Source organism: Blastococcus carthaginiensis (assembly GCF_030731085.1).
GTDB lineage: Bacteria > Actinomycetota > Actinomycetes > Mycobacteriales > Geodermatophilaceae > Blastococcus > Blastococcus carthaginiensis.
Genome location: NZ_JASNFN010000027.1, coordinates 1 through 18398, shown reverse-complemented (window position 1 = coordinate 18398; position 18398 = coordinate 1). Strand labels below are relative to the sequence as shown.

General features: G+C 74.9%; 25 protein-coding genes and 1 tRNA gene. 9 read left to right on the top strand and 17 right to left on the bottom strand.

What is annotated here, in order from left to right:
• The first annotated feature begins 42 nt into the window (after positions 1 to 42).
• Positions 43 to 348 (top strand): putative quinol monooxygenase, encoded by a 306-nt coding sequence (locus QOZ88_RS18355; protein WP_306001159.1) that lies wholly within the window; start codon positions 43 to 45, stop codon positions 346 to 348.
• A 5-nt stretch (positions 349 to 353) separates the two neighbouring features.
• Here QOZ88_RS18355 and QOZ88_RS18350 read toward each other — a convergent pair whose 3' ends face one another.
• From QOZ88_RS18350 to QOZ88_RS18340, 3 genes are read right to left on the bottom strand one after another with little or no spacing between them, the layout of a single operon-like run.
• On the bottom strand, positions 354 to 1202 hold the full coding sequence (locus QOZ88_RS18350; protein ID WP_306001158.1) for a glycoside hydrolase family 25 domain-containing protein: 849 nt from the start codon (positions 1200 to 1202) through the stop codon (positions 354 to 356).
• A gap of 43 nt (positions 1203 to 1245) precedes the next feature.
• Positions 1246 to 2055: an Fpg/Nei family DNA glycosylase gene (locus tag QOZ88_RS18345; protein WP_306001157.1), complete on the bottom strand. Its 810-nt coding sequence runs from the start codon at positions 2053 to 2055 to the stop codon at positions 1246 to 1248.
• 34 nt (positions 2056 to 2089) lie between these two features.
• A complete protein-coding gene (locus QOZ88_RS18340; RefSeq protein ID WP_306001156.1) occupies positions 2090 to 2410 on the bottom strand; it encodes a GNAT family N-acetyltransferase in 321 nt (106 codons plus the stop codon).
• A 185-nt stretch (positions 2411 to 2595) separates the two neighbouring features.
• Here QOZ88_RS18340 and QOZ88_RS18335 point away from each other — a divergent pair.
• The 6 genes from QOZ88_RS18335 to QOZ88_RS18310 all read left to right on the top strand — a co-directional run bounded on the left by QOZ88_RS18335 (position 2596) and on the right by QOZ88_RS18310 (position 6276).
• Positions 2596 to 2671: transfer RNA gene (locus QOZ88_RS18335), tRNA-Arg, on the top strand.
• Positions 2672 to 2794: 123 nt separating this feature from the next.
• Complete coding sequence (locus QOZ88_RS18330; RefSeq protein WP_306001155.1) at positions 2795 to 3490, top strand: response regulator transcription factor; 696 nt, start codon at positions 2795 to 2797, stop codon at positions 3488 to 3490.
• 53 nt (positions 3491 to 3543) lie between these two features.
• Complete coding sequence (locus tag QOZ88_RS18325; RefSeq protein ID WP_306001154.1) at positions 3544 to 3900, top strand: RING finger protein; 357 nt, start codon at positions 3544 to 3546, stop codon at positions 3898 to 3900.
• Between the two features lie 29 nt (positions 3901 to 3929).
• Positions 3930 to 4376: an SRPBCC family protein gene (locus QOZ88_RS18320; RefSeq protein WP_306001153.1), complete on the top strand. Its 447-nt coding sequence runs from the start codon at positions 3930 to 3932 to the stop codon at positions 4374 to 4376.
• Positions 4377 to 4421: 45 nt separating this feature from the next.
• Complete coding sequence (locus tag QOZ88_RS18315; RefSeq protein WP_306001152.1) at positions 4422 to 5267, top strand: NAD-dependent protein deacetylase; 846 nt, start codon at positions 4422 to 4424, stop codon at positions 5265 to 5267.
• A gap of 94 nt (positions 5268 to 5361) precedes the next feature.
• Entirely contained in the window at positions 5362 to 6276 is a 915-nt protein-coding gene (locus QOZ88_RS18310; RefSeq protein ID WP_306001151.1) for an MSMEG_6728 family protein, read from the top strand.
• Here the strand turns inward: QOZ88_RS18310 and QOZ88_RS18305 are convergent.
• Entirely contained in the window at positions 6273 to 6674 is a 402-nt protein-coding gene (locus QOZ88_RS18305; RefSeq protein ID WP_306001150.1) for a PaaI family thioesterase, read from the bottom strand. The two genes, QOZ88_RS18310 and QOZ88_RS18305, sit on opposite strands and share 4 nt — an antisense overlap.
• On the bottom strand, positions 6671 to 7030 hold the full coding sequence (locus QOZ88_RS18300; protein ID WP_306001149.1) for a VOC family protein: 360 nt from the start codon (positions 7028 to 7030) through the stop codon (positions 6671 to 6673). Before QOZ88_RS18300 ends, QOZ88_RS18305 begins: the two co-directional genes overlap by 4 nt.
• 106 nt (positions 7031 to 7136) lie before the next feature.
• Here QOZ88_RS18300 and QOZ88_RS18295 point away from each other — a divergent pair, with 106 nt between their 5' ends.
• Complete coding sequence (locus tag QOZ88_RS18295; protein WP_306001148.1) at positions 7137 to 7841, top strand: YbaK/EbsC family protein; 705 nt, start codon at positions 7137 to 7139, stop codon at positions 7839 to 7841.
• A gap of 7 nt (positions 7842 to 7848) precedes the next feature.
• Here QOZ88_RS18295 and mscL read toward each other — a convergent pair whose 3' ends face one another.
• From mscL to QOZ88_RS18280, 3 genes are all read right to left on the bottom strand, one after another.
• Positions 7849 to 8286 (bottom strand): large conductance mechanosensitive channel protein MscL, encoded by a 438-nt coding sequence (gene mscL, locus QOZ88_RS18290; RefSeq protein WP_306001147.1) that lies wholly within the window; start codon positions 8284 to 8286, stop codon positions 7849 to 7851.
• A 49-nt stretch (positions 8287 to 8335) separates the two neighbouring features.
• Positions 8336 to 8950 (bottom strand): Flp pilus assembly protein CpaB, encoded by a 615-nt coding sequence (gene cpaB / locus QOZ88_RS18285; RefSeq protein ID WP_306001146.1) that lies wholly within the window; start codon positions 8948 to 8950, stop codon positions 8336 to 8338.
• 102 nt (positions 8951 to 9052) lie between these two features.
• Positions 9053 to 9391 carry an FmdB family zinc ribbon protein gene (locus QOZ88_RS18280; protein WP_306001145.1) on the bottom strand — a complete coding sequence of 113 codons (339 nt, stop codon included), beginning with the start codon at positions 9389 to 9391 and terminating at the stop codon, positions 9053 to 9055.
• Between the two features lie 209 nt (positions 9392 to 9600).
• Between QOZ88_RS18280 and QOZ88_RS18275 the strand changes: the two genes are divergently transcribed.
• Positions 9601 to 10197, top strand: coding sequence for a hypothetical protein (locus tag QOZ88_RS18275; RefSeq protein ID WP_306001144.1), 597 nt, complete (start codon positions 9601 to 9603; stop codon positions 10195 to 10197).
• Positions 10198 to 10215: 18 nt separating this feature from the next.
• Here QOZ88_RS18275 and QOZ88_RS18270 read toward each other — a convergent pair whose 3' ends face one another.
• The 9 genes from QOZ88_RS18270 to QOZ88_RS18230 all read right to left on the bottom strand — a co-directional run bounded on the left by QOZ88_RS18270 (position 10216) and on the right by QOZ88_RS18230 (position 18118).
• Positions 10216 to 11472: an APC family permease gene (locus QOZ88_RS18270; RefSeq protein ID WP_306001143.1), complete on the bottom strand. Its 1257-nt coding sequence runs from the start codon at positions 11470 to 11472 to the stop codon at positions 10216 to 10218.
• 41 nt (positions 11473 to 11513) lie between these two features.
• The gene (locus tag QOZ88_RS18265) at positions 11514 to 12437 is read right to left on the bottom strand and encodes a cation diffusion facilitator family transporter (RefSeq protein WP_306001142.1); all 924 of its coding nucleotides are present in this window, start codon (positions 12435 to 12437) and stop codon (positions 11514 to 11516) included.
• Positions 12434 to 13126, bottom strand: a complete 693-nt coding sequence (locus QOZ88_RS18260) for a cation diffusion facilitator family transporter (protein WP_306001141.1) — start codon at positions 13124 to 13126, stop codon at positions 12434 to 12436. The genes QOZ88_RS18265 and QOZ88_RS18260 overlap by 4 nt, the downstream gene beginning before the upstream one ends.
• Complete coding sequence (locus QOZ88_RS18255; RefSeq protein WP_306001140.1) at positions 13123 to 13506, bottom strand: ArsR/SmtB family transcription factor; 384 nt, start codon at positions 13504 to 13506, stop codon at positions 13123 to 13125. The genes QOZ88_RS18260 and QOZ88_RS18255 overlap by 4 nt, the downstream gene beginning before the upstream one ends.
• A 36-nt stretch (positions 13507 to 13542) precedes the next feature.
• A complete protein-coding gene (locus QOZ88_RS18250) occupies positions 13543 to 15918 on the bottom strand; it encodes an excinuclease ABC subunit UvrA (RefSeq protein WP_306001139.1) in 2376 nt (791 codons plus the stop codon).
• 95 nt (positions 15919 to 16013) lie between these two features.
• Entirely contained in the window at positions 16014 to 16424 is a 411-nt protein-coding gene (locus QOZ88_RS18245; protein ID WP_091929497.1) for a VOC family protein, read from the bottom strand.
• Between the two features lie 5 nt (positions 16425 to 16429).
• The gene (locus tag QOZ88_RS18240; RefSeq protein ID WP_306001138.1) at positions 16430 to 16879 is read right to left on the bottom strand and encodes a helix-turn-helix transcriptional regulator; all 450 of its coding nucleotides are present in this window, start codon (positions 16877 to 16879) and stop codon (positions 16430 to 16432) included.
• A 32-nt stretch (positions 16880 to 16911) separates the two neighbouring features.
• On the bottom strand, positions 16912 to 17361 hold the full coding sequence (locus QOZ88_RS18235; protein ID WP_306001137.1) for a DUF5313 family protein: 450 nt from the start codon (positions 17359 to 17361) through the stop codon (positions 16912 to 16914).
• Positions 17362 to 17398: 37 nt separating this feature from the next.
• Positions 17399 to 18118: an AAA family ATPase gene (locus tag QOZ88_RS18230; RefSeq protein ID WP_306001136.1), complete on the bottom strand. Its 720-nt coding sequence runs from the start codon at positions 18116 to 18118 to the stop codon at positions 17399 to 17401.
• Between the last annotated feature and the right edge of the window lie 280 nt (positions 18119 to 18398).

Sequence of the window (18398 nt, the reverse complement as noted above, 5' to 3'; positions counted from 1 at the left end):
ACCGTCCGGGCCGTTCGATCCGCGTCGTCCCCAGGAGGCCCCGTGTCCGTCGTCGTCGCCACCATCACCCCGAAGCCGGAGGCGGTGGACGCCGTCCGCGAGGCGATCCTCGCCGCCGTGCCGCAGGTGCACGCCGAGCCCGGCTGCGAGCTCTACGCGCTGCACGAGGGCGACGGCGTCTTCGTGATGGTGGAGCGGTGGGAGAGCCCCGAGGCGCTGCGCGCCCACGGCAAGGCCGAGGCGCTGACCACCCTGGGCGGGGCGCTGGCCGGCAAGCTGGCCGCGCCGCCGGACGTCCGCCGGCTGACCGCCGTCCCGGCGGGGGAGCCGGGCAAGGGCGCGCTCTAGCCGCGTCAGCCCCGCGCGGTGCCCCCGCGGCAGGCGTGGTTGTGGTCGAGGTCGTCCTCGACCCACTGCACCATCACCACCCTGCCGCCGGGGACCAGCGGGTCCTCGGCGCAGCGCTTGCGGGCGTCCGCGCGCTCGTCGGCGCCGGCGAGCCAGCTGTCGAGGTCGGCCAGGTTGCTGTCCTCGGGCACCTCGCCGACGATCCGGCCCCACTGGTAGCCGGTCGAGTACACGCCCACCCGGCCGTCCCGCTCGGTCAGGTACTCGGTCATGCCCTCCAGCGCGGCCCGGTTGCGCGCGCGGGCGTCGTCGGAGCCCTGCTGCCAGGTGTTCATGGTCTCGACGTCGAGCCACCAGGTGTAGTGCTCGGGGCGGCTGGCCAGCGGCACCGACCGCGCGGCGGGCCGGAAGAACCACTGGACGCTGGTCCGCGCCCGTTCCCAGCCGTACTGCCAGCTGCAGGCCATCGAGTTGGTGCCGTCGCAGTCGCCGTAGGGCGTCTCGCCGTCGGCGGGCCAGGTGACGACCTGGTCGCGGACCTGGCCCGGGTTGGCGGTGTTGAGGTACAGCTGCAGCGGCGGCTGACCGGGCACCTCGCCCGACGAGCCGGCGCCCCACTCCAGCTGCCGGGCGAGGCAGGGGTTGGTCCGGGTGGCCAGGCCGCCGTTCACGCCGACGACGGCGAACGCGGCGTCGTCGGGGAGGTCGGCGCCGCACTGCGGGTGGGAGACGTCGTACCCGGTGCTGCTCCGCGCGGTCTCCCGCTCCACCGGCGCGGCCGAGGCCGCGGTGGGCAGTCCGACCAGCCCGGCCACCGCGGTCACCGTGATCGCCCAACGTGACCGGTGTCTCATCCTTCCCGACGGTACACCCGCCGGCGGCGACGGCCGGGGGCGTTCAGACGGCCTGGCAGACCGGGCACCAGTAGAGGTTGCGGCCGACCATGACCTCGGTGCGGATCGGGGTGCCGCAGATCCGGCAGGGCAGCCCGGTGCGCCGGTAGACGTAGTGGGCGTCCTCGCGGCGCACCGCGCCGCTGCGGCGGGACCGGTCCTCGGGCCGGGTCGTCACGATGCGGCCCATGCGGACCCCCGAGCGCATGAGCGTCACCAGGTCCCGCCACATGCCGGCCCAGAGCTCGGCGCCGATCGCCTTGCCGGGGCGGAACGGCGAGACCCGGTGCCGGAACAGCAGCTCAGCGCGGTAGACGTTGCCGACGCCGGCCAGCACCGACTGGTCCATCAGCAGCGCGCCCACCGCCGTGCGGCTGCCCGCGATGCGCCGGTGCGCGAGGGCACCGTCGGCCCGGGGCCGCAACGGGTCCGGCCCCAGCCGGTCGAGGATCCGCTCGACCTCCGGTGCGGGCAGGACCTCGCAGGCGGTCGGGCCGCGCAGGTCGCCCCACACGCCGCCGCCGTCGGGCCCGTCGCCGACCCAGCGCATGCGCAGCGCCCCCTTCGCCACCGGGGGCGTGCCGCTGCCGGTGAGGAAAGTGCCGTAGAGCCCCAGGTGCACGTGCAGGTGGTCGGCGCCGAAGCGGGCGAACAGGTGCTTGCCGTAGGAGAACACCTCGTCGAGCACCCGGCCGTCCAGCAGCGCGGCGCCGGCGTCGAACCGGCCCTGCGGGCTGGTCACGTGCACCGGGCGGTCGGCGAAGGGCAGCTGCAGGTGCTGCGCCAGGCGGAACAGGGTGTGGCCTTCGGGCACCCGCGCAGCCTAGGTGGCGGCCCCGACCACCTGCTCAGCGGTCGGCGGGCTCCAGGCCGAAGTGCGGCCGGTCCTCGGCCGCGACGAGGTCGACCAGCTCGGGGTGCTGCTGGATGTAGTGGCGCACGAAGGAGCAGTAGGGGAGCACGGTCAGCCCGCGCTCGCGCGCCGCGTCGAGGACGCCGGCGACCAGCAGCTTGCCGATGCCCCGCCCGCCCATGGCCGGGTCCACCTCGGTGTGCGGGAGGGTCATCTGCCCCTTGTCGACGTGGTAGCTGGCCAGTCCGACGACGCGCTCGCCCTGCCGGACCTCGAAGCGCCCCCGCTCGGGGACGTCGACCACCGTGGTCTCCATCGTTGCGACCCACCTCTCCTGACCCCCGGCGACGCTGCCGGAGCTCGGCTTCTACCCCAGCACCGTAACCCGCTGAAAGCGTCCGCTCTCTCTCCCGTACCGACGAGTCGGGTGCTTCCGGGGTTCCGCGGGGCCACCCGCTAGCCTTCCGGCGAAGGTCGCGGTGCGGGCTCGAGCGCGCCGTGGCCCCCGTAGCTCAGGGGATAGAGCATCGGTTTCCTAAACCGTGTGTCGCAGGTTCGAATCCTGCCGGGGGCACCACGACGTCTCCTCCGCGCGCCCCGGCGCAGGGACGAGAGCTCGAACGGGCTGCTCAAGCACTGCGTTCACCCGACCGATGGAGTGCAGGTCAGGTCGTCACCGAACGTGAGCGGAGCAACCAGCGTGTCCATCTCCACCGGCGTCACCCGGGTCCTCGTCCTCGCCGACGCGCCCGTCCTGCGTCGCGGCCTGGTCGGCATGGTCGACGAGACCGCAGGCCTGCAGGTCGTCGGTGCGCCCGGCGAGCCGCGCCGCGCGCTGGTGCTGGCCGAGTCCGCCCGCCCCGACGCGGTGGTCGTGGAGCTCGGCTCCGGTCGCAGCGCGACGCTCACCGCCGTCCGCGACCTGCGCCGTCGCTTCCCGCGCACCGCCGTCGTCGCCGTGGCCACCTCCGAGGACCCCGCCGTGGTCAACGAGGCGCTCGCCGCGGGCATCCGTGGCTACCTGCTCATGAACGCCTCCGCCACGCTGCTGGGCTGGGCCGTGCTGGCCGCCCGCGCCGGGCGCACCGTCGTCGACCCGCAGATCCGCCGGGTGCAGCCCGGGACGGCCGCGCCGGTCGCCCGCGAGCTCACCCCCGAGGTGCCGCTGACCCGCCGCGAGTCCGACGTGCTCGACGAGCTGGTCCAGGGCCAGTCCAACCGGCGGATCGGCGAGAACCTGTTCATCTCCGAGGACACGGTGAAGTCGCACGTCAAGGCGATCCTGCGCAAGCTGGGCGCCCGCGACCGCGCGCACGCCGTCTCGATGGTGCTGTCGGCGCGCAACGGCTGCACCTGCGGCTCGCACGACCTGACCGCCGCCTCCGTCGAGGTCTGACCGGCGCCGCCGAACTCCGGCCGGTCGCCCCGCACGGGGTTACCGTGCTGGGCATGGTCGGCGTCCTGACGGCTGTGCTGCTGGTCGTGCTGCTGGCCGGGCTCGTCGTCTGGTGGGTCTCGGTCCCCCAGCCGGCCGGCCGGGCGCTGCCCGCGCGCGAGCGGGCGCTGCGGGAACGCGCCGTCGCCGCCGCCCGCTGGCACGCCGCGCACGACGAGGTCGACGGCGTGACCCGGGTGCTGCTGCGGCGCAGCTGCCCGGGGCTGGACGGGCACCCGGAGGTGCTCGAGGAGCGGGTGTTCGACACATTCCCGGCGGACGACCCGCTGTGGGAGGCGCGCTTCACCGAGGCCATGGCCGGCGCCCGGTTCCGCTGCTCCTACCTCACCAACGAGGAGGGGCAGGAGTAGCCGATCCGCCGGAGGGCAGGATGGGCGGCATGGGTCAGGTCGTCGCCACCACCGAACGTGTCCTGCGCGCCCCGGCGGACGTCGTCCGCGCCGCGCTCGCCGACTACGCCGTCACCCGGCCGAAGGTGCTCCCCGAGCAGTACAGCGAGTACCGCGTGGACGCCGGGGGCCAGGGCGCCGGCACGAAGGTGCACTGGCGCCTGCAGGCCACGTCCAAGCGAGTGCGCGAGCAGGACGTCGTCGTCACCGAGACCCCGGACGGGGCGCTCGTGGAGACCGACACGAACTCCAGCATGGTGACCACCTGGACCGTCAGCGCCGCCGACGCCGGGGTGAGCACGGTGCGGGCGCGCACCACCTGGACCGGTGCCACCGGCATCGGCGGGTTCTTCGAGCGGACCTTCGCGCCCAAGGGGCTGGCCCGCATCCAGGACGCGATGCTGGCCCGGCTCGAGCAGGCGGTCACCGCCGTCTGACCCCGGACGGCGGCGCGCGCGCCGTCCGGCAGGGACGATGGGCCGGTGACCGCAGCGCCACCCGCCGTCGACGGGCTCTCCGAGCTGACCGGCCTGCTCGCCGGGGGCGGCGCGCTCGTCCTCTCCGGCGCCGGGCTGTCCACCGACTCCGGCATCCCCGACTACCGCGGCGCCACCGGCTCGCTCCGCCGGCACACGCCGATGACCTACCAGACCTTCACCCGCGACCCGCGCGGCCGGCACCGCTACTGGGCGCGCAGCTTCGTCGGCTGGCGGCAGATCGCCGAGGCCCGGCCGAACCCGGGCCACCGGGCCGTCGCGGCCCTGCAGCGGACCGGGGTGGTGGCCGACGTGATCACCCAGAACGTCGACGGGCTGCACCAGGCCGGCGGGGCGCGGGACGTCCTGGAGCTGCACGGCGGGCTGGACCGCACCGTCTGCCTGGCCTGCGGCGACGTCGCGTCGCGGGCCGCGCTGGACGTGCGGCTGCGGACGGCCAACCCGGGCTTCCGCCCCGAGCCGACCGACGAGGTCAACCCCGACGGCGACGTCGAGCTGCCCGAGGAGGCGCTCGACGGGTTCGTGATGGTCGACTGCCTGGCCTGCGGGCGCGGCCCGCTCAAGCCCGACGTCGTCTTCTTCGGCGAGACCGTGCCGCGGGACCGGGTCGACGCCTGCTTCGCGCTCGTCGACGAGGCCCGGGCGCTGCTGGTGCTCGGCTCGTCGTTGACCGTGATGAGCGGCTACCGGTTCGTCATCCGCGCCGCCAAGCGCGGCATCCCGGTCGCCGTCGTCAACTCAGGGCCGACCCGCGGTGACGCGAAGGCGTCGCTCAAGGTCGACGCACCGCTGGGGATCGTGCTGCCGGAGCTGGCCCGCCGGCTGGTATGACGCGGGAGGCCGGGCGCACCGCCGACGCGCGGCGCGCGCTGGGAGGCGGCGCTCGACGGTTGATCACCTGCCGGGCAGGGCAGGAAGCCCCGCGATGCAGACCTTCCTGCCGGTGGCCGACTTCGTGGAGAGCGCCCGGCTGCTGGACAACCCGCGCCTGGGCAAGCAGCGGGTGGAGACGCTGCAGATCCTGCGGGCGCTCGAGCTGCCCGACTACGGCTGGGCCAGCCACCCCGCCGTCCTCATGTGGAAGGGCCGGACGCCGGCCCTGGTGGCCTACGGGCTGGCGATGGCGCGGGTCTGGCGGGAACGCGGCTTCGCCGACACGACCGAGGCCCAGATCGGGGAGTTCGCCCCCGACGTCGTCGGCCGGTCGCAGGCGGAGCTCGCCGCGGCCGGCCTGCTGCCCTCCTGGGTGGGCGACGAGGAGCTGCACCGCTCGCACCGGTCGAACCTGATCGCGAAGGACCCGGAGTTCTACCGCGGCCGGTTCACCGAGCTCTTCGGCCCCGAGCCCGACGACCTGCCCTACCTCTGGCCCGGGCCGGACGACGTCCCACCGGCGGTCGGGCCCGAAGGGGTGCGGGTGTGGGTGGTGCGGCCGCGTTCGCACAACGAGCTCGGCGCCTGCCTCGCGGCCGGGGTCGTGGGGCTGGGCACCCAGTCGGGCATCGACGTCGACGCGAGCGGGATGGAGCCGGCGGAGCTGCGGGCGCTCTCCAAGGAGATCTCCGGCCGCCGCCCCGCCAAGGACCTGCGCCAGCTTTCCGCCCTCCTCGACCAGGTGCGGCCCGGCGACCCGGTGGCCCTGCCGGTCGAGCACGGTGCCGGCCTGCTGCTCGGCGAGGTGGTGGGGGAGTACCTGTTCCAGGGGCGCGAGCTGCTGCCGCACCGCCGGCCGGCCCGCTGGGACCGGGTGGTGCCGCGGGCGGCCGCGCGGCCGCCCGCGACCCTCCAGGACCCGCGCGCCCTCTTCCAGGTGACGTTGGACCCGGCCGTCCTGCGCTAACCCGGCAGCGGCACGTTCTGCAGCCGCACCTGCCCGCGGGCCACCAGCTTGCCGTCCTCCCGGGTGAGCGACACCTGCCACAGCTGCTGGGTGCGGCCCTGCTGGACCGGCTCGGCCAGGACGTCGACCCGCCCGCCGGTGACGCTGCGCAGGAAGTCGGTGCTGTTGTTCACCCCGACGGCGAACTGTCCGCTCTCGCGCACCGCGAGGCTCGCCCCGATGCTGGCCGCGGACTCGACCACCGTGCAGTACAGCCCGCCGTGCACCACGCCCCAGGGGGTGTGCTGGTCGGGGCCGAGCTCCACGTGCCCGGCCACCCGGGTGCCGGTGGCCTCGGTGATCTCGAACCCGGTCGCGGCGACGAACGCGCTCGCCGCCGGGCGCTCGGGCTGGCTCACGCGTCCCACACCAGGCAGAAGGGGTGGCCCACCGGGTCGGCGTAGACGCGGAAGTCGCCCCCGCCGCCGGGCAGCTTCCGCGCGCCGAGCGCCAGCACCTTCGGCTCCGCCTCCTCGATGTCGGCGACCCGGACATCGAGGTGGAACTGCTGCGGGCGGTCGGGGTCCGGCCAGTCGGGAGTCTGGAGGTCCGGCGCCTGCTGGAAGGCCAGCCGGTAGCCGGCGCCGGTGACGACGACCCAGTCGTCCCCGGGTTCGCCCCGGCTGATCTGCATGCCGAGCAGGTCGGCGTAGAAGCCGGCGAGGGCGTGCGCGTCGGGTGCGTCGATCACGACGGAGTGGAGTTGACCGATCATGGCGCCATCCTGACGCGGTCCCCGGCCGGCCGACAGCCGGATGCCGGCCCCGGGGCGCGGGGATCCCGCCACGGCAGCGCCGAGACGCGTACCGCAGGATCGGGGCATGTCCCACCCCGCTGCACCCGTCCTCGGTTCGCTGACCTGGTCGCCAGCCGCCGACCGGCCCGAGCTGCTGGCCCCGCCGGTCGCCACCGCGCTGCCGGTGCTGGCCGGCCCGGCGTGGGTCGCGGAGATCGCCGACGACCTCGCCGACACCGCCGCCTTCTCCGACGCCTACGGGGTGCCGCTGGCCGCGTCCGCCAACTGCGTCGTCGTCGCGGCCCGCCGGGGAGGGGAGACGACGCTGGCCGCCTGCCTGGTGCTCGCGACCACCCGCGCGGACGTCAACGGGCTGGTGCGGCGGCACCTGGGCGCGCGCAAGGCGTCGTTCGCGCCGCAGGACGTCGCCGTCGCCGAGAGCGGGATGGCCTACGGCGGCATCACCCCGGTCGGGCTGTCCCCCGCCTGGCCGGTGCTCGTCGACGCCGCCGTCGCCACGGCAGAGGTGGTCGTCATCGGCTCCGGGACCCGCGGCAGCAAGCTCGCCGTGCCCGGCGCGGTGCTGGCCGCGCTGCCCGCCGCCCAGGTGCTGGAGGGGCTGGGGCAGCCGCTGCCCGCCGAGGCGCCGGCGCCGTCGCCCGCGCAGCCGCTGCGGCTGGACCGGGCGCCGGACGACACCGACATCGGCTGGGGGGAGCGGCCCGCCGAGGGGTCCGACGACGACCGGCGCTACTACGAGGACCGGCCGCCGCACTGGGGCAGCGACTGATCCGCGCTCACAGCTGCCCGGGCAGCGAGGTGGTGCCCGGGCCGGTCGGGTCGGCCCCCGGCGCGCGCCCCTGCTGCGCGCGGAGCAGGTCGCGGATCTCGACGAGCAGCTCGACCTGCGTCGGTGCGACGGGGCCGGGCTCCTCACCGCGCGCCCGGCGGTCGAACAGCCGCCGCACCGGGAGCACGACCACGAAGTAGAGGATCGCCGCGGTGAGCACGAAGGTGATCACCTGGTTGACGAAGCTGCCCCAGGTGAACACCTGCCCGTCGATGGTGAAGGAGCCGCCGGCCTCCCCGCCGCCGCCGACCAGGCCGATCAACGGCTCCAGGAACGACTCGGTGAACGAGGTCACCACCGCGGTGAAGGCGGCGCCGACGACGACGGCGACCGCGAGGTCGACGACGTTGCCGCGCAGCAGGAAGTCCTTGAATCCCTTGAGCATGGGCTCATCCAACCCGCTCGGGGAGGCCGCCGGCGGAGGCCTCGCCGGGTCAGGGCGGTGGCAGGCTGACCGTCAGCGTTGCGGTGGCCGCAGCGGCGGCGAGCCGGGCCGCGGTGTCCCCGTCGACGGCGAGGACGAGCAGCCCGGCGCCATCGCCGCCGGCCGGGGCGGCCAGCACCAGCGCGCCGGCCGCCACCCGCTCGGCCGGCCCGGCGCCCGGGCCGGCCGCCAGCACGTCGACCCGGTCGCCGGCGCGCAGCAGCGCCGCGACCGCGAGGTCGGCCAGCCGCACCGGCGCCGCCACCTGGCCGGCGGGCAGCAGGGCGGTCAACCCCGCACCGACCAGGCGGGCGTCGGTGAGCGGTTCGCCGCGGCGCACGTGGCCGGCGAGCACGCGGTGCACCAGCTCCTCCGGGACGGCCACCACGCCGTCGGGCACCGCGCGGGGCGGCAGCCGGACGACCGCGAGGTGGTCGCGGCCCAGCGCGGTGCCGGCGGCGAGGTCGGTGGCCGCCACCACCACGTCGGCGCCGCGCGGCTCCGCGCCGCCGGCCGGGGCGGGTGCGGGGCGCAGCGCCAGCCCGAGGGCCAGCGCGGCCAGCAGCGCGGCGCCCAACCGGCGGGCGGTCAGCAGGGGGAAGCGGGGACGGCGTGGACGGAACACGCTCCGGACCCTGCCCGGCGCGGCCCGCGCCCGGAAGGGACCGGGCGGGGGCTGTGGAGCGGCGGCGGGGCTGTGGAGGAGCCCCGCGGCCGTCGCTCTAGCCTAGTTGGCGGCCTTGGCCGCGCTGCCGGCGGTCGAGGCCGGGGTCGGTGCAGGAGTGGCGGAGGAGCTCGACGAGCTCTCCTTGGCCGGCGTCGAGGAGGAGGTGCCCGACGAGGAGCCGTCGCTGCTGCTCGCGGTCTCCGAGGCCTTGCCGTTGGAGCGGCTGTCGGTGCGGTAGAAGCCCGACCCCTTGAAGACCACGCCGACCGAGCCGTAGACCTTGCGCACCGCGGCGCCGCACTCGGGGCACTCGGTCACCGGGGCGTCGGTGAAGGACTGCACGACCTCGAACTCGTGCTTGCCCTCGGCGTTGGTGCAGGCGTACTGGTACGTGGGCACGGCGTGGCTCTCCCTGGTCGAGCGGAGGTGGGGCCCGGGTTGGCACTCGCACCCGGAGACTGCCAATGATGCGCCATGCGAGGACCAGTCGTCCACGTCTGCGGGGGCAGGTGAGACGCGCGTCGCCCGGAGGGGGCAGCGCAGCGTGACCGGAGCAGGTCCCGCCCGGGGGAGGTGACGTGCGGGCCGGCGCCCGCCAGGATCGCCGGGTGCGCACACCCGACCGGCCGCTTCCGTCCCGCGCCGCGATCCTGCTCGTCCTCGGTGCCGCGACCTGGGTGCCGTCCCGCTACGGCGTGATGACCACCTGGGACGGGACCTGGCTGGGACTGGACTACGCCGGCTGGAACCGGGCCGTGCTCGTCCCCCTGGCGCTTCTCGCCGCAGGTGCGGTGATGGCGGCGCGCGATGCGCCTGCGCGCGCCGCCACGGTCGGCTGGTCGGTGGTGGCGACTGGCTTCGGCCTCTCCTGGTTCGGCGTCGTCACCGAGTTCGTCGTCGGCGGCGGGCTGCGCGGTGGGTCGCGCGACCTGGCCGTCGCCGGCTGGACCACCTACCTGGTCGGCACGGCGGTCACCGCCGTCGGTGCACTGGTGCTGGCCGCGGTCCTGGCCGGGCGGGACCGCGCTACCGCGGCGGCCGCGGGCCTCGCCGCCGTCACGATCCTCGCGTGGGTGCCGCTGCTCGCCGTGGGCCTGGACGGCCTGGCCGTCGTCGACCAGCTGCTCGTCGGTCCCGCCTGGGCGGCGGTCGGCCTGCTCGGCCGGTCGCGATCACCCGCAGCGCCGTTGCCCGCGACCGCCTGAACCTCGGCGGCTCGCCGCCTATCCCGCGGTGAGCCGGAGGCGGGTGATCCGGTAGGCGATGCCGACGGCGAACACGACGACGCCGCCGGCCACCGCCTCCACGGGCAGCGATGCGACCAGCACCAGGCAGCCGACCACGCCGAGCACCTGCAGCGGCCGGGGGAAGCGGCGGTGCGCGCGGTCCTGGGTGAAGGCGGCGGCGTTGGCGACGGAGTAGTAGAGCAGCACGCCGAAGGAGGAGAAGCCGATCGCGCCGCGCAGGTCGACGGTGAGCACCAGGACGCACACCACCGCGGCCAGGGCGAGCTCGGCGCGGTGCGGCACGGAGAAGCGCGGGTGCACCGCGGCCAGGAACCGGGGCAGGTCGCCCTGCCGGGCCATCGCCAGCCCGGTGCGGCCGATCCCGGCGACCAGCGCCAGCAGCGCACCCAGCGAGGCCGCGGCGGCGCCGATCCGGACGACCGGCTCCGCCCACGCCCACCCGCCGGCGTCCACCGCCGCCGCCAGCGGCGCGGCGGTGGCGGCGACGCCGTCCGGGCCGAGGCCGACCAGCACCGCCACGGCGACCACCGCGTAGACGGCGACGGCGATGCCCAGCGCCAGGGGGATCGCCCGGGGGATGGTCCGTGCCGGGTCGCGCACCTCCTCGCCCATCGTCGCGATCCGCGCGAAGCCGGCGAAGGCGAAGAACAGCAGGCCGGCCGACTGCAGGATGCCGCGCACCCCGCCCTCGCTGAGCGTCCACCCGCTCAGCCCGTCCGTGGTCGCCCCGCTCCCGAGCAGGCTCGCGGTGACCGCGACCGCCAATGCGACGAGTACCACGGCGACGACCACGCGGGTGAGCCCGGCGGTACGGGTGACGCCGCGGTAGTTGACCGCGGTCAGCGCCAGCACCGCGGCCACGGCCACCGGCCGCTGCCAGCCGGCCGGTGCCGCGTACGCCGCGAAGGTGAGCGCCATCGCCGCGCAGCTGGCCGTCTTGCCGACGACGAAGCCCCACCCCGCCAGGAACCCCCACCACGGGCCGAGCCGCTCGCGGCCGTAGACGTAGGTGCCGCCGGAGGTGGGGTACTGCGCGGCCAGCTGCGCCGACGCCGTCGCGTTGCAGTAGGCGACCACCGCCGCCAGTGCCAGCCCGATCAGCAGGCCGGCGCCGGCTGCCTGCGCGGCGGGGGAGAAGGCGGCGAACACCCCGGCGCCCACCATCGAGCCGAGCCCGATGACCACGGCGTCGGTGGTGCCCAGCCGGCGGACCAGGGCCGGACCTGTGCTCACGGTGCTCCTCGCTGCGGCGTCGGCCGACGATAGCGGGGCGGTCAGTGGTGCGCGGCGGGCTCGTGGTGGCTGTGCGCGGCGGTCTCCAGCTGGAACGTGGAGTGCTCGATGCCGACCGGGAAGTGCTCGGCGAGGCAGGCCTGGAGCTGGTCGAGGACCTGCGGCGCGTGCCCGTCGTGGAAGCAGCCGTCCTCGACGACGACGTGCGCCGAGAGCACGGGCAGCCCGCTGGTGATCTGGGAGGCGTGCAGGTCGTGCACCCCGATCACGTGCGGCAGCGCGAGCAGGTGCGCGCGGACGGCGTCGAGGTCCAGGCCCGGCGGCGTGCTCTCCAGCAGCACCGACACCGTCTCCCGGAGCAGCTTGATCGTGCGGGGCACGATCAGCGCCACGATGACCAGCGAGGCGACGGCGTCGGCCTGCAGCCAGCCGGTCAGCGCGACGACGGCCGCCGCCACCAGGACCGCCACCGAGCCCAGCGCGTCGTTGACCACCTCGAGCAGCGCGGCCCGCATGTTCACGCTGCCGCCGCGCCCGCCCCGGGTGAGCACCGCGATGCCGGCGAGGTTGGCGGCCAGCCCGAGCCCACCGAACACCAGCACGGCGGTGGAGGCGATCTCCGGCGGGTCGGCCAGCCGGGCGAACGCCTCCACCGCGATGTAGCCGCCGACGGCCAGCAGCACGGCGGCCTGCAGGGTGGCGCCGAGCACCTCGGCGCGCCGGTAGCCCCAAGTGCGCCGCGACGTGGCCGGCCGCGCCGCGAGGGTGGCCGCGATCAGCGCGATGACCAGTCCGGCGGCGTCGGTGGCGGCGTGCGCGGCGTCGGCGAGCAGTGCCAGCGAGCCCGAGACCAGCGCCCCGACGAGCTGGACGACGAGCACGCTCGCCGTCAGGGCCAGCACCACGGCCAGGCGGCGCCGGTCGCCGGTCGCCGCGCCGTGGCCGTGGTCGTGCCCGCCGCTCACCGCGGCGGCTCCTGGCCGCCGCAGCAGGTGTCCACCGCGGCCTCCGGACCGGGGCGGACGGGCGCGCAGCAGCCCTCGCCGCGCCACGCCTCGACCCCCTCGCGGAGGGCCACGACGGCGATGACCAGGCCGGCGACCGGGTCGGCCCAGCTCCAGCCCAGCCAGGCGTTGAGCACCAGACCGGTGAGGACGGCGGCGCTCAGGTAGGTGCAGAGCAGCGTCTGGGTGGAGTCGGCGACGACGGCGCCTGAGCCCAGGGCCCGGCCCGTGCGGCGCTGCGCCCAGGACAGGAACGGCATGACGACCAGGGAGATCGCGGCCAGCGCGATGCCCACCGGAGAGGCGTCCGGATCGCCGCCGGCCACCAGCGCGCGCACCGACTCGAACGTCACGTAGCCGGCCAGGGCGAAGAAGGAGACGGCCATCAGCCGCAGCGCCTGCCGTTCCCGGGTCTCTGGCAGGTGGTGCCGGAACTGCCACAGGATGATCAGCCCGCTCGAGACCTCGACCACGGAGTCCAGCCCGAACCCGACCAGCGCGACCGACCCGGCGACCACCCCGGCGGTGATGGCGATGACCGCCTCGACGACGTTGTAGGCGACGGCGGTGCCCGCGAGCAGCTGGGCCCGTCGGCCGAGGCGGGTGCGCTCGGCGGGGGTGGGTGCCGCGGCGGTGGTCGCGGCGCTCATCGGTCCGGCACCTCGCCGTAGGCGGGGCACAGGATCACCGCGTCGCCGGTGGCGGCCAGCAGCCCTTCCGCGGCGGCGAGCAGTTCGAGCACCTCCGGCGTCGCGGCCAGCGACCACAGCGACGCCCGGCCCTGCGGGCGGGAGGTGACCAGACCGCAGTCGCGGAGGCACGCCAGGTGCGCCGACACGGTGGACTGCGCCAGTCCGAGGTGACGGGTCAGCTCCACCACCTTGTGCTCGCCGAGGGCGAGGTGGCGCACCATCGCCAGCCGGCTGGGGTCCCCGAGGCTGCGGAACAGGCAGGCGGCGGCGGACAGCGCCGCCGCCTCGTCGACCGGGGCCTCGGTCGACGAGACATCACCCTCCACCATCATCGTCATTCGGCGATGATAGCGCCCCCTGGCTGTGCTCTGCCCTCAGCTCCCGACGTACTCCGCGAGGTGCTGGCCGGTGACGGTGGAGCGGGCGGCGACCAGGTCGGCCGGGACGCCGTCGAACACCACGCGGCCACCGTCGGAGCCCGCGCCGGGGCCGAGGTCGACGATCCAGTCGGCGTGCGCCATGACCGCCTGGTGGTGCTCGATGACGATCACCGTGGTGCCCGAGTCGACCAGCCGGTCGAGCAGCCCGAGCAGGTTCTCCACGTCGGCCAGGTGCAGGCCGGTCGTCGGCTCGTCCAGCACGTAGACGCCACCCTTCTCGGCCATGCGGGTGGCCAGCTTCAGCCGCTGCCGCTCTCCGCCGGAGAGGGTGGTGAGCGGCTGGCCCAGCGTCAGGTAGCCCAACCCGACGTCGGCGAGCCGGTCGAGGATCGCGTGCGCCGCCGGGGTGCGCGCATCCCCGCTGCCGAAGAACTCCTCGGCCTCGGCCACGCTCATCGCGAGCACCTCGGCGATGTCCTTCCCGCCCAGCCGGTACTCCAGCACCGCGGTCTGGAAACGCTTGCCCTCGCACTCCTCGCAGGTCGACTCGACCGTCGCCATCACGCCGAGGTCGGTGTAGATGACGCCGGCGCCGTTGCAGGTCGGGCAGGCGCCCTCGGAGTTGGCGCTGAACAGCGCGGGCTTGACGCCGTTGGCCTTGGCGAACGCCTTGCGGACCGGCTCGAGCAGGCCGGTGTAGGTGGCGGGGTTGGACCGGCGCGACCCCCGGATCGCCGACTGGTCGACCACGACGACGCCGTCACGGCCGGCGAGGTTGCCGTGGATCAGCGAGCTCTTGCCCGAGCCGGCGACGCCGGTGACCACGGTGAGCACCCCGGTGGGGATGTCGACGTCGACGCCGCGCAGGTTGTTCTGCCGCGCGCCGCGGATCTCCAGCGCGCCGGTGGAGGCGCGCGCCTCCGCCTTGAGCGCGACGCGGTCGCCGAGGTGGCGGCCGGTCAGGGTGCCGCTGCTGCGCAGTCCCTCGACGCTGCCCTCGAACACCACCTCGCCGCCGTCGCTGCCCGCTCCGGGGCCGAGGTCGACGACGTGGTCGGCGATCGCGATCGTCTCCGGCTTGTGCTCGACCACGAGCACGGTGTTGCCCTTGTCGCGCAGCCGCAGGAGCAGGTCGTTCATCCGCTGGATGTCGTGCGGGTGCAGCCCGATGGTCGGCTCGTCGAAGACGTAGGTGACGTCGGTGAGCGACGACCCGAGGTGGCGGATCATCTTCGTGCGCTGCGCCTCGCCGCCCGACAGCGTGCCCGCCGGCCGGTCCAGGGAGAGGTAGCCCAGCCCGATCTCGACGAAGGAGTCGAGGGTGTGCTGCAACCCGGCCAGCAGCGGTGCCACGGAGGGATCGTCCAGCTCGCGCAGCCAGGCGGCGAGGTCGCTGATCTGCATGCGGCACAGGTCGGCGATGTTCTTGCCGCGGATCGTCGACGACAGGGCCTCGGCGCTCAGCCGCGTGCCGTCGCAGTCGGGGCAGGTCTCGAAGGTCACCGCGCGCTCGACGAACCGGCGGACGTGCGGCTGCATCGCCTCGACGTCCTTGCTGAGCATCGACTTCTGGATCTTGGGGATCAGCCCCTCGTACGTGAGGTTGACCCCCTCGACCTTGACCTTGGTCGGCTCGGCGTGGAGCAGCGTGTGCAGCTCCTTCTTCGTGTACTTGGCGAGCGGCTTGTCCATGGGCAGCCCGGCGCCGGCGAAGATGCGGCCGTACCAGCCGTCCATGCTGTAGCCGGGCACCGTCAGGGCGCCGTCGGCGAGCGACTTCGAGTCGTCGTAGAGCGCCGTGAGGTCGATGTCGTTGACCGACCCCATGCCCTCGCAGCGCGGGCACATGCCGCCGAGGCGGGTGAACGTCACCTTCTCGGCCTTGGTGCCGGCCCCGCGCTCGACGGTGATCGCCCCGCTGGCCGAGACCGACGGCATGTTGAACGAGTAGGCGTTCGGCGAGCCGAGGGCGGGCTCCCCGCGCCGGCTGAACAGGATCCGCAGCATCGCGTTGACGTCGGTGGCGGTGCCCACGGTGGAGCGCGGGTTGGCGCCCATCCGCTCCTGGTCGACGATGATCGCCGTCGTCAGGCCCTCGAGGACGTCGACGTCGGGCCGGGCCAGCGAGGGCATGAAGCCCTGCACGAAGGCGCTGTAGGTCTCGTTGATCATCCGCTGCGACTCGGCGGCGATCGTGCCGAACACCAGCGAGCTCTTGCCGGACCCGGAGACGCCGGTGAACACGGTGAGCCGCCGCTTGGGGATCTCGACGCTCACGTCCTTCAGGTTGTTCTGCCGTGCCCCGACCACCCGGATCAGGTCGTGGGCATCGGCGGCGTGCACCGCGGTCGGCTCGGTCAGCGTGCTCATCGTCTCTCCGTCCGTCCGGGCCCCCGCCCGGTGTGGCGAGGGCCCGGTGTCTACCAGGGGCGTCCGACAGGGATGACCGTCAGGTCGGCGACTTCTCAGCGCAGCTCCTGGATGCGGACGGTGTTGCCCGCGGGATCGCGGAAGGCGCAGTCGCGGATCCCGTAGGGCTGGTCGGTCGGCTCCTGCATGACCTCGGCGCCGGTGGCCTGGATCCGGTCGAAGGCGGCGTCGACGTCCTCGGTGCCGAGGACCACCGAGGCGTAGGTGCCCTTCGCCATCATCTCGGCGATGGTGCGCTTCTCGTCCTCGGTGATCCCGGGGTCGGCGGTCGGCGGGTGCAGCACGATCGAGGTCGCGGAGCCGTCGGCCGGGCCGACGGTGAGCCAGCGCATGCCCTCGTAGCCGACGTCGTTGCGCAGCTCGAAGCCGAGGGCGTCGCGGTAGAAGGCCAGGGAGGCCTCCGGGTCGTCGTGCGGGAGGAAGGCGTGGTGGATGGTGAGGTCCATGCCGATCACGCTATTGACGGCGCGGGTGCCGGCGCTTCTCGATTCCTGACCGGTCTGGTGACCTGCTTGGCCGTGCACGAGGGGATGCCCGCCGTGGCCGCGGCGGCCTCCCGGCGGTAGGTGCTCGGCGGCACCCCGACCAGCTCGGTGAAGCGGGTGCTGAAGGTGCCCAGCGACGAGCAGCCCACGGCGAAGCAGACCTCGGTGACCGTCAGGTCGCCGCGGCGCAGCAGCGCCATCGCGCGCTCGATGCGCCGCGTCATCAGGTAGGCGTAGGGGGGTTCGCCGTAGGCGCGCTTGAACTCGCGGCTCAGGTGCCCGGCCGACATGTGGGCACCGCGTGCGAGCGAGGCGACGTCCAGCGGCCGGGCGTACTCGCGGTCGATCCGGTCCTTGACCCGGCGCAGCCGCGCGAGGTCGCGCAGGTGCGGGTCGGCGGCCGGTCCGCTGGTCACGGGCGGGATCGTGCCATGCGACCGCCGTCGCGTCAGCGGCCCTGGCGCTCCCGGTAGCGGGCGGCCCGCCGGGCCGCCGCGGTGCGCTTGCGCTCGGTCTCGGCCCGCTGGCTCGCCAGCCCGGCGCGTTCGCGGGCGGCGGTCGCGGTGCCGGCGGGGTAGCCGGCCTTCACCACCCGGTTCTCGGTCGTCTCGGGCATGTAGGCCAGCGAGAAGATCAGCCCGAGGAAGATCCCGCCGCCCGCGACCGCCAGCCGCAGCCCCAGCGGCGCGGGCAGGAACACCACGACGAGCGCGATGGGGACCGACAGCTGGACCAGCGTCCGGAGGACGTGCCGGGCCCACCAGGTGCGGGTGGTCGTGTCGTGCAGCACCCAGCCGCGGTGCCGCTGGGGCAGCCCGCCGCCGAGGGCGTACCAGAACCACCGGTGCGGAGCCGGGCGCACCACGGGGTCGGGCGTCCTCTCCGCGTCACGGTCCACCGGGCCATGGTCCCAGTGCCGCCTCCCGCGGGGGCGCTCACCCCAGGTGGCGCAGGAAGGAGCGGGGATCGGTCAGGAACTGCTGCCAGCTGGCGGTCAGCTCCAGGTCGTCCCAGGAGGTCTCCCGCAGGCCCCACGGACCGACCTCGAGCAGCCGGGCACCCGGCAGGGCGGCCAGCACGGGGGAGTGGGTGGCGACGACGACCTGCGCGCCCTGCGAGACGAGATCGCCGAGCCGGGCGACGAGGGAGAGCGTGCCGGTGAAGGAGAGGGCGGCGTCGGGTTCATCGAGCACGTACAGCCCCGGACCGCGGGCGCGGTCGCCGAGCAGGGACAGGAACGCCTCCCCGTGGGAGAGCTCGTGGAAGGCGGTCTCGGAGCGGTGGGGGTGGCGGTTCTCCTCCAGGTAGCTGTAGAGGCCGTGCAGCGTCTCGTCGCGCAGGAAGTACGCCCAGCGCGGGGCCCCGGGGCTGCGCTCCACCACCAGGTCCAGGCTGCCCGGCTCGCTGGTCCGGGTGCGGTGCCGGGCGGCGGCCGACCCACCCTCGGAGTTGAGCCCCAGGGCCGCGGCCAGGATCTCCAGCACGGTCGACTTGCCCGAGCCGTTCTCGCCCACGAGCACCGTCGCGCCCGGTGCGAGCTCCAGCCCCTCGCGGAGGATCTGCGCGACCGCCGGCACGGTCGCCGGCCAGGTGCCCGCAGGCTGCGGCGGTGCGGCGGGGTCGGGCTTGAGCCGGCGCACGGGTCGGCGGTCCACGGAGGTCATCCTGGCTCATGTAAAGAGCTCCGGTGCTTGATCAGCTTCGGGGTTCCAGGGTTGCATGAGCATCCCGGCTGGTCCGGTGGGTGGCGAGGAAAGCGGCTCTGAGGGAGAGACGATCTTGAGGGATCGTGTCGAGCCTCGTCCGACTGATTGCCACCACTGGCCTGGCCACGGATGCCCCGGATGAGGGAAGTGGGCCGGCCCGCCGAGGCCGGGCCCGGTTGCAGCACATGAGTGGGAGCCGTCGTCAGGTTGCTCGCCGCCTTGGGACCGT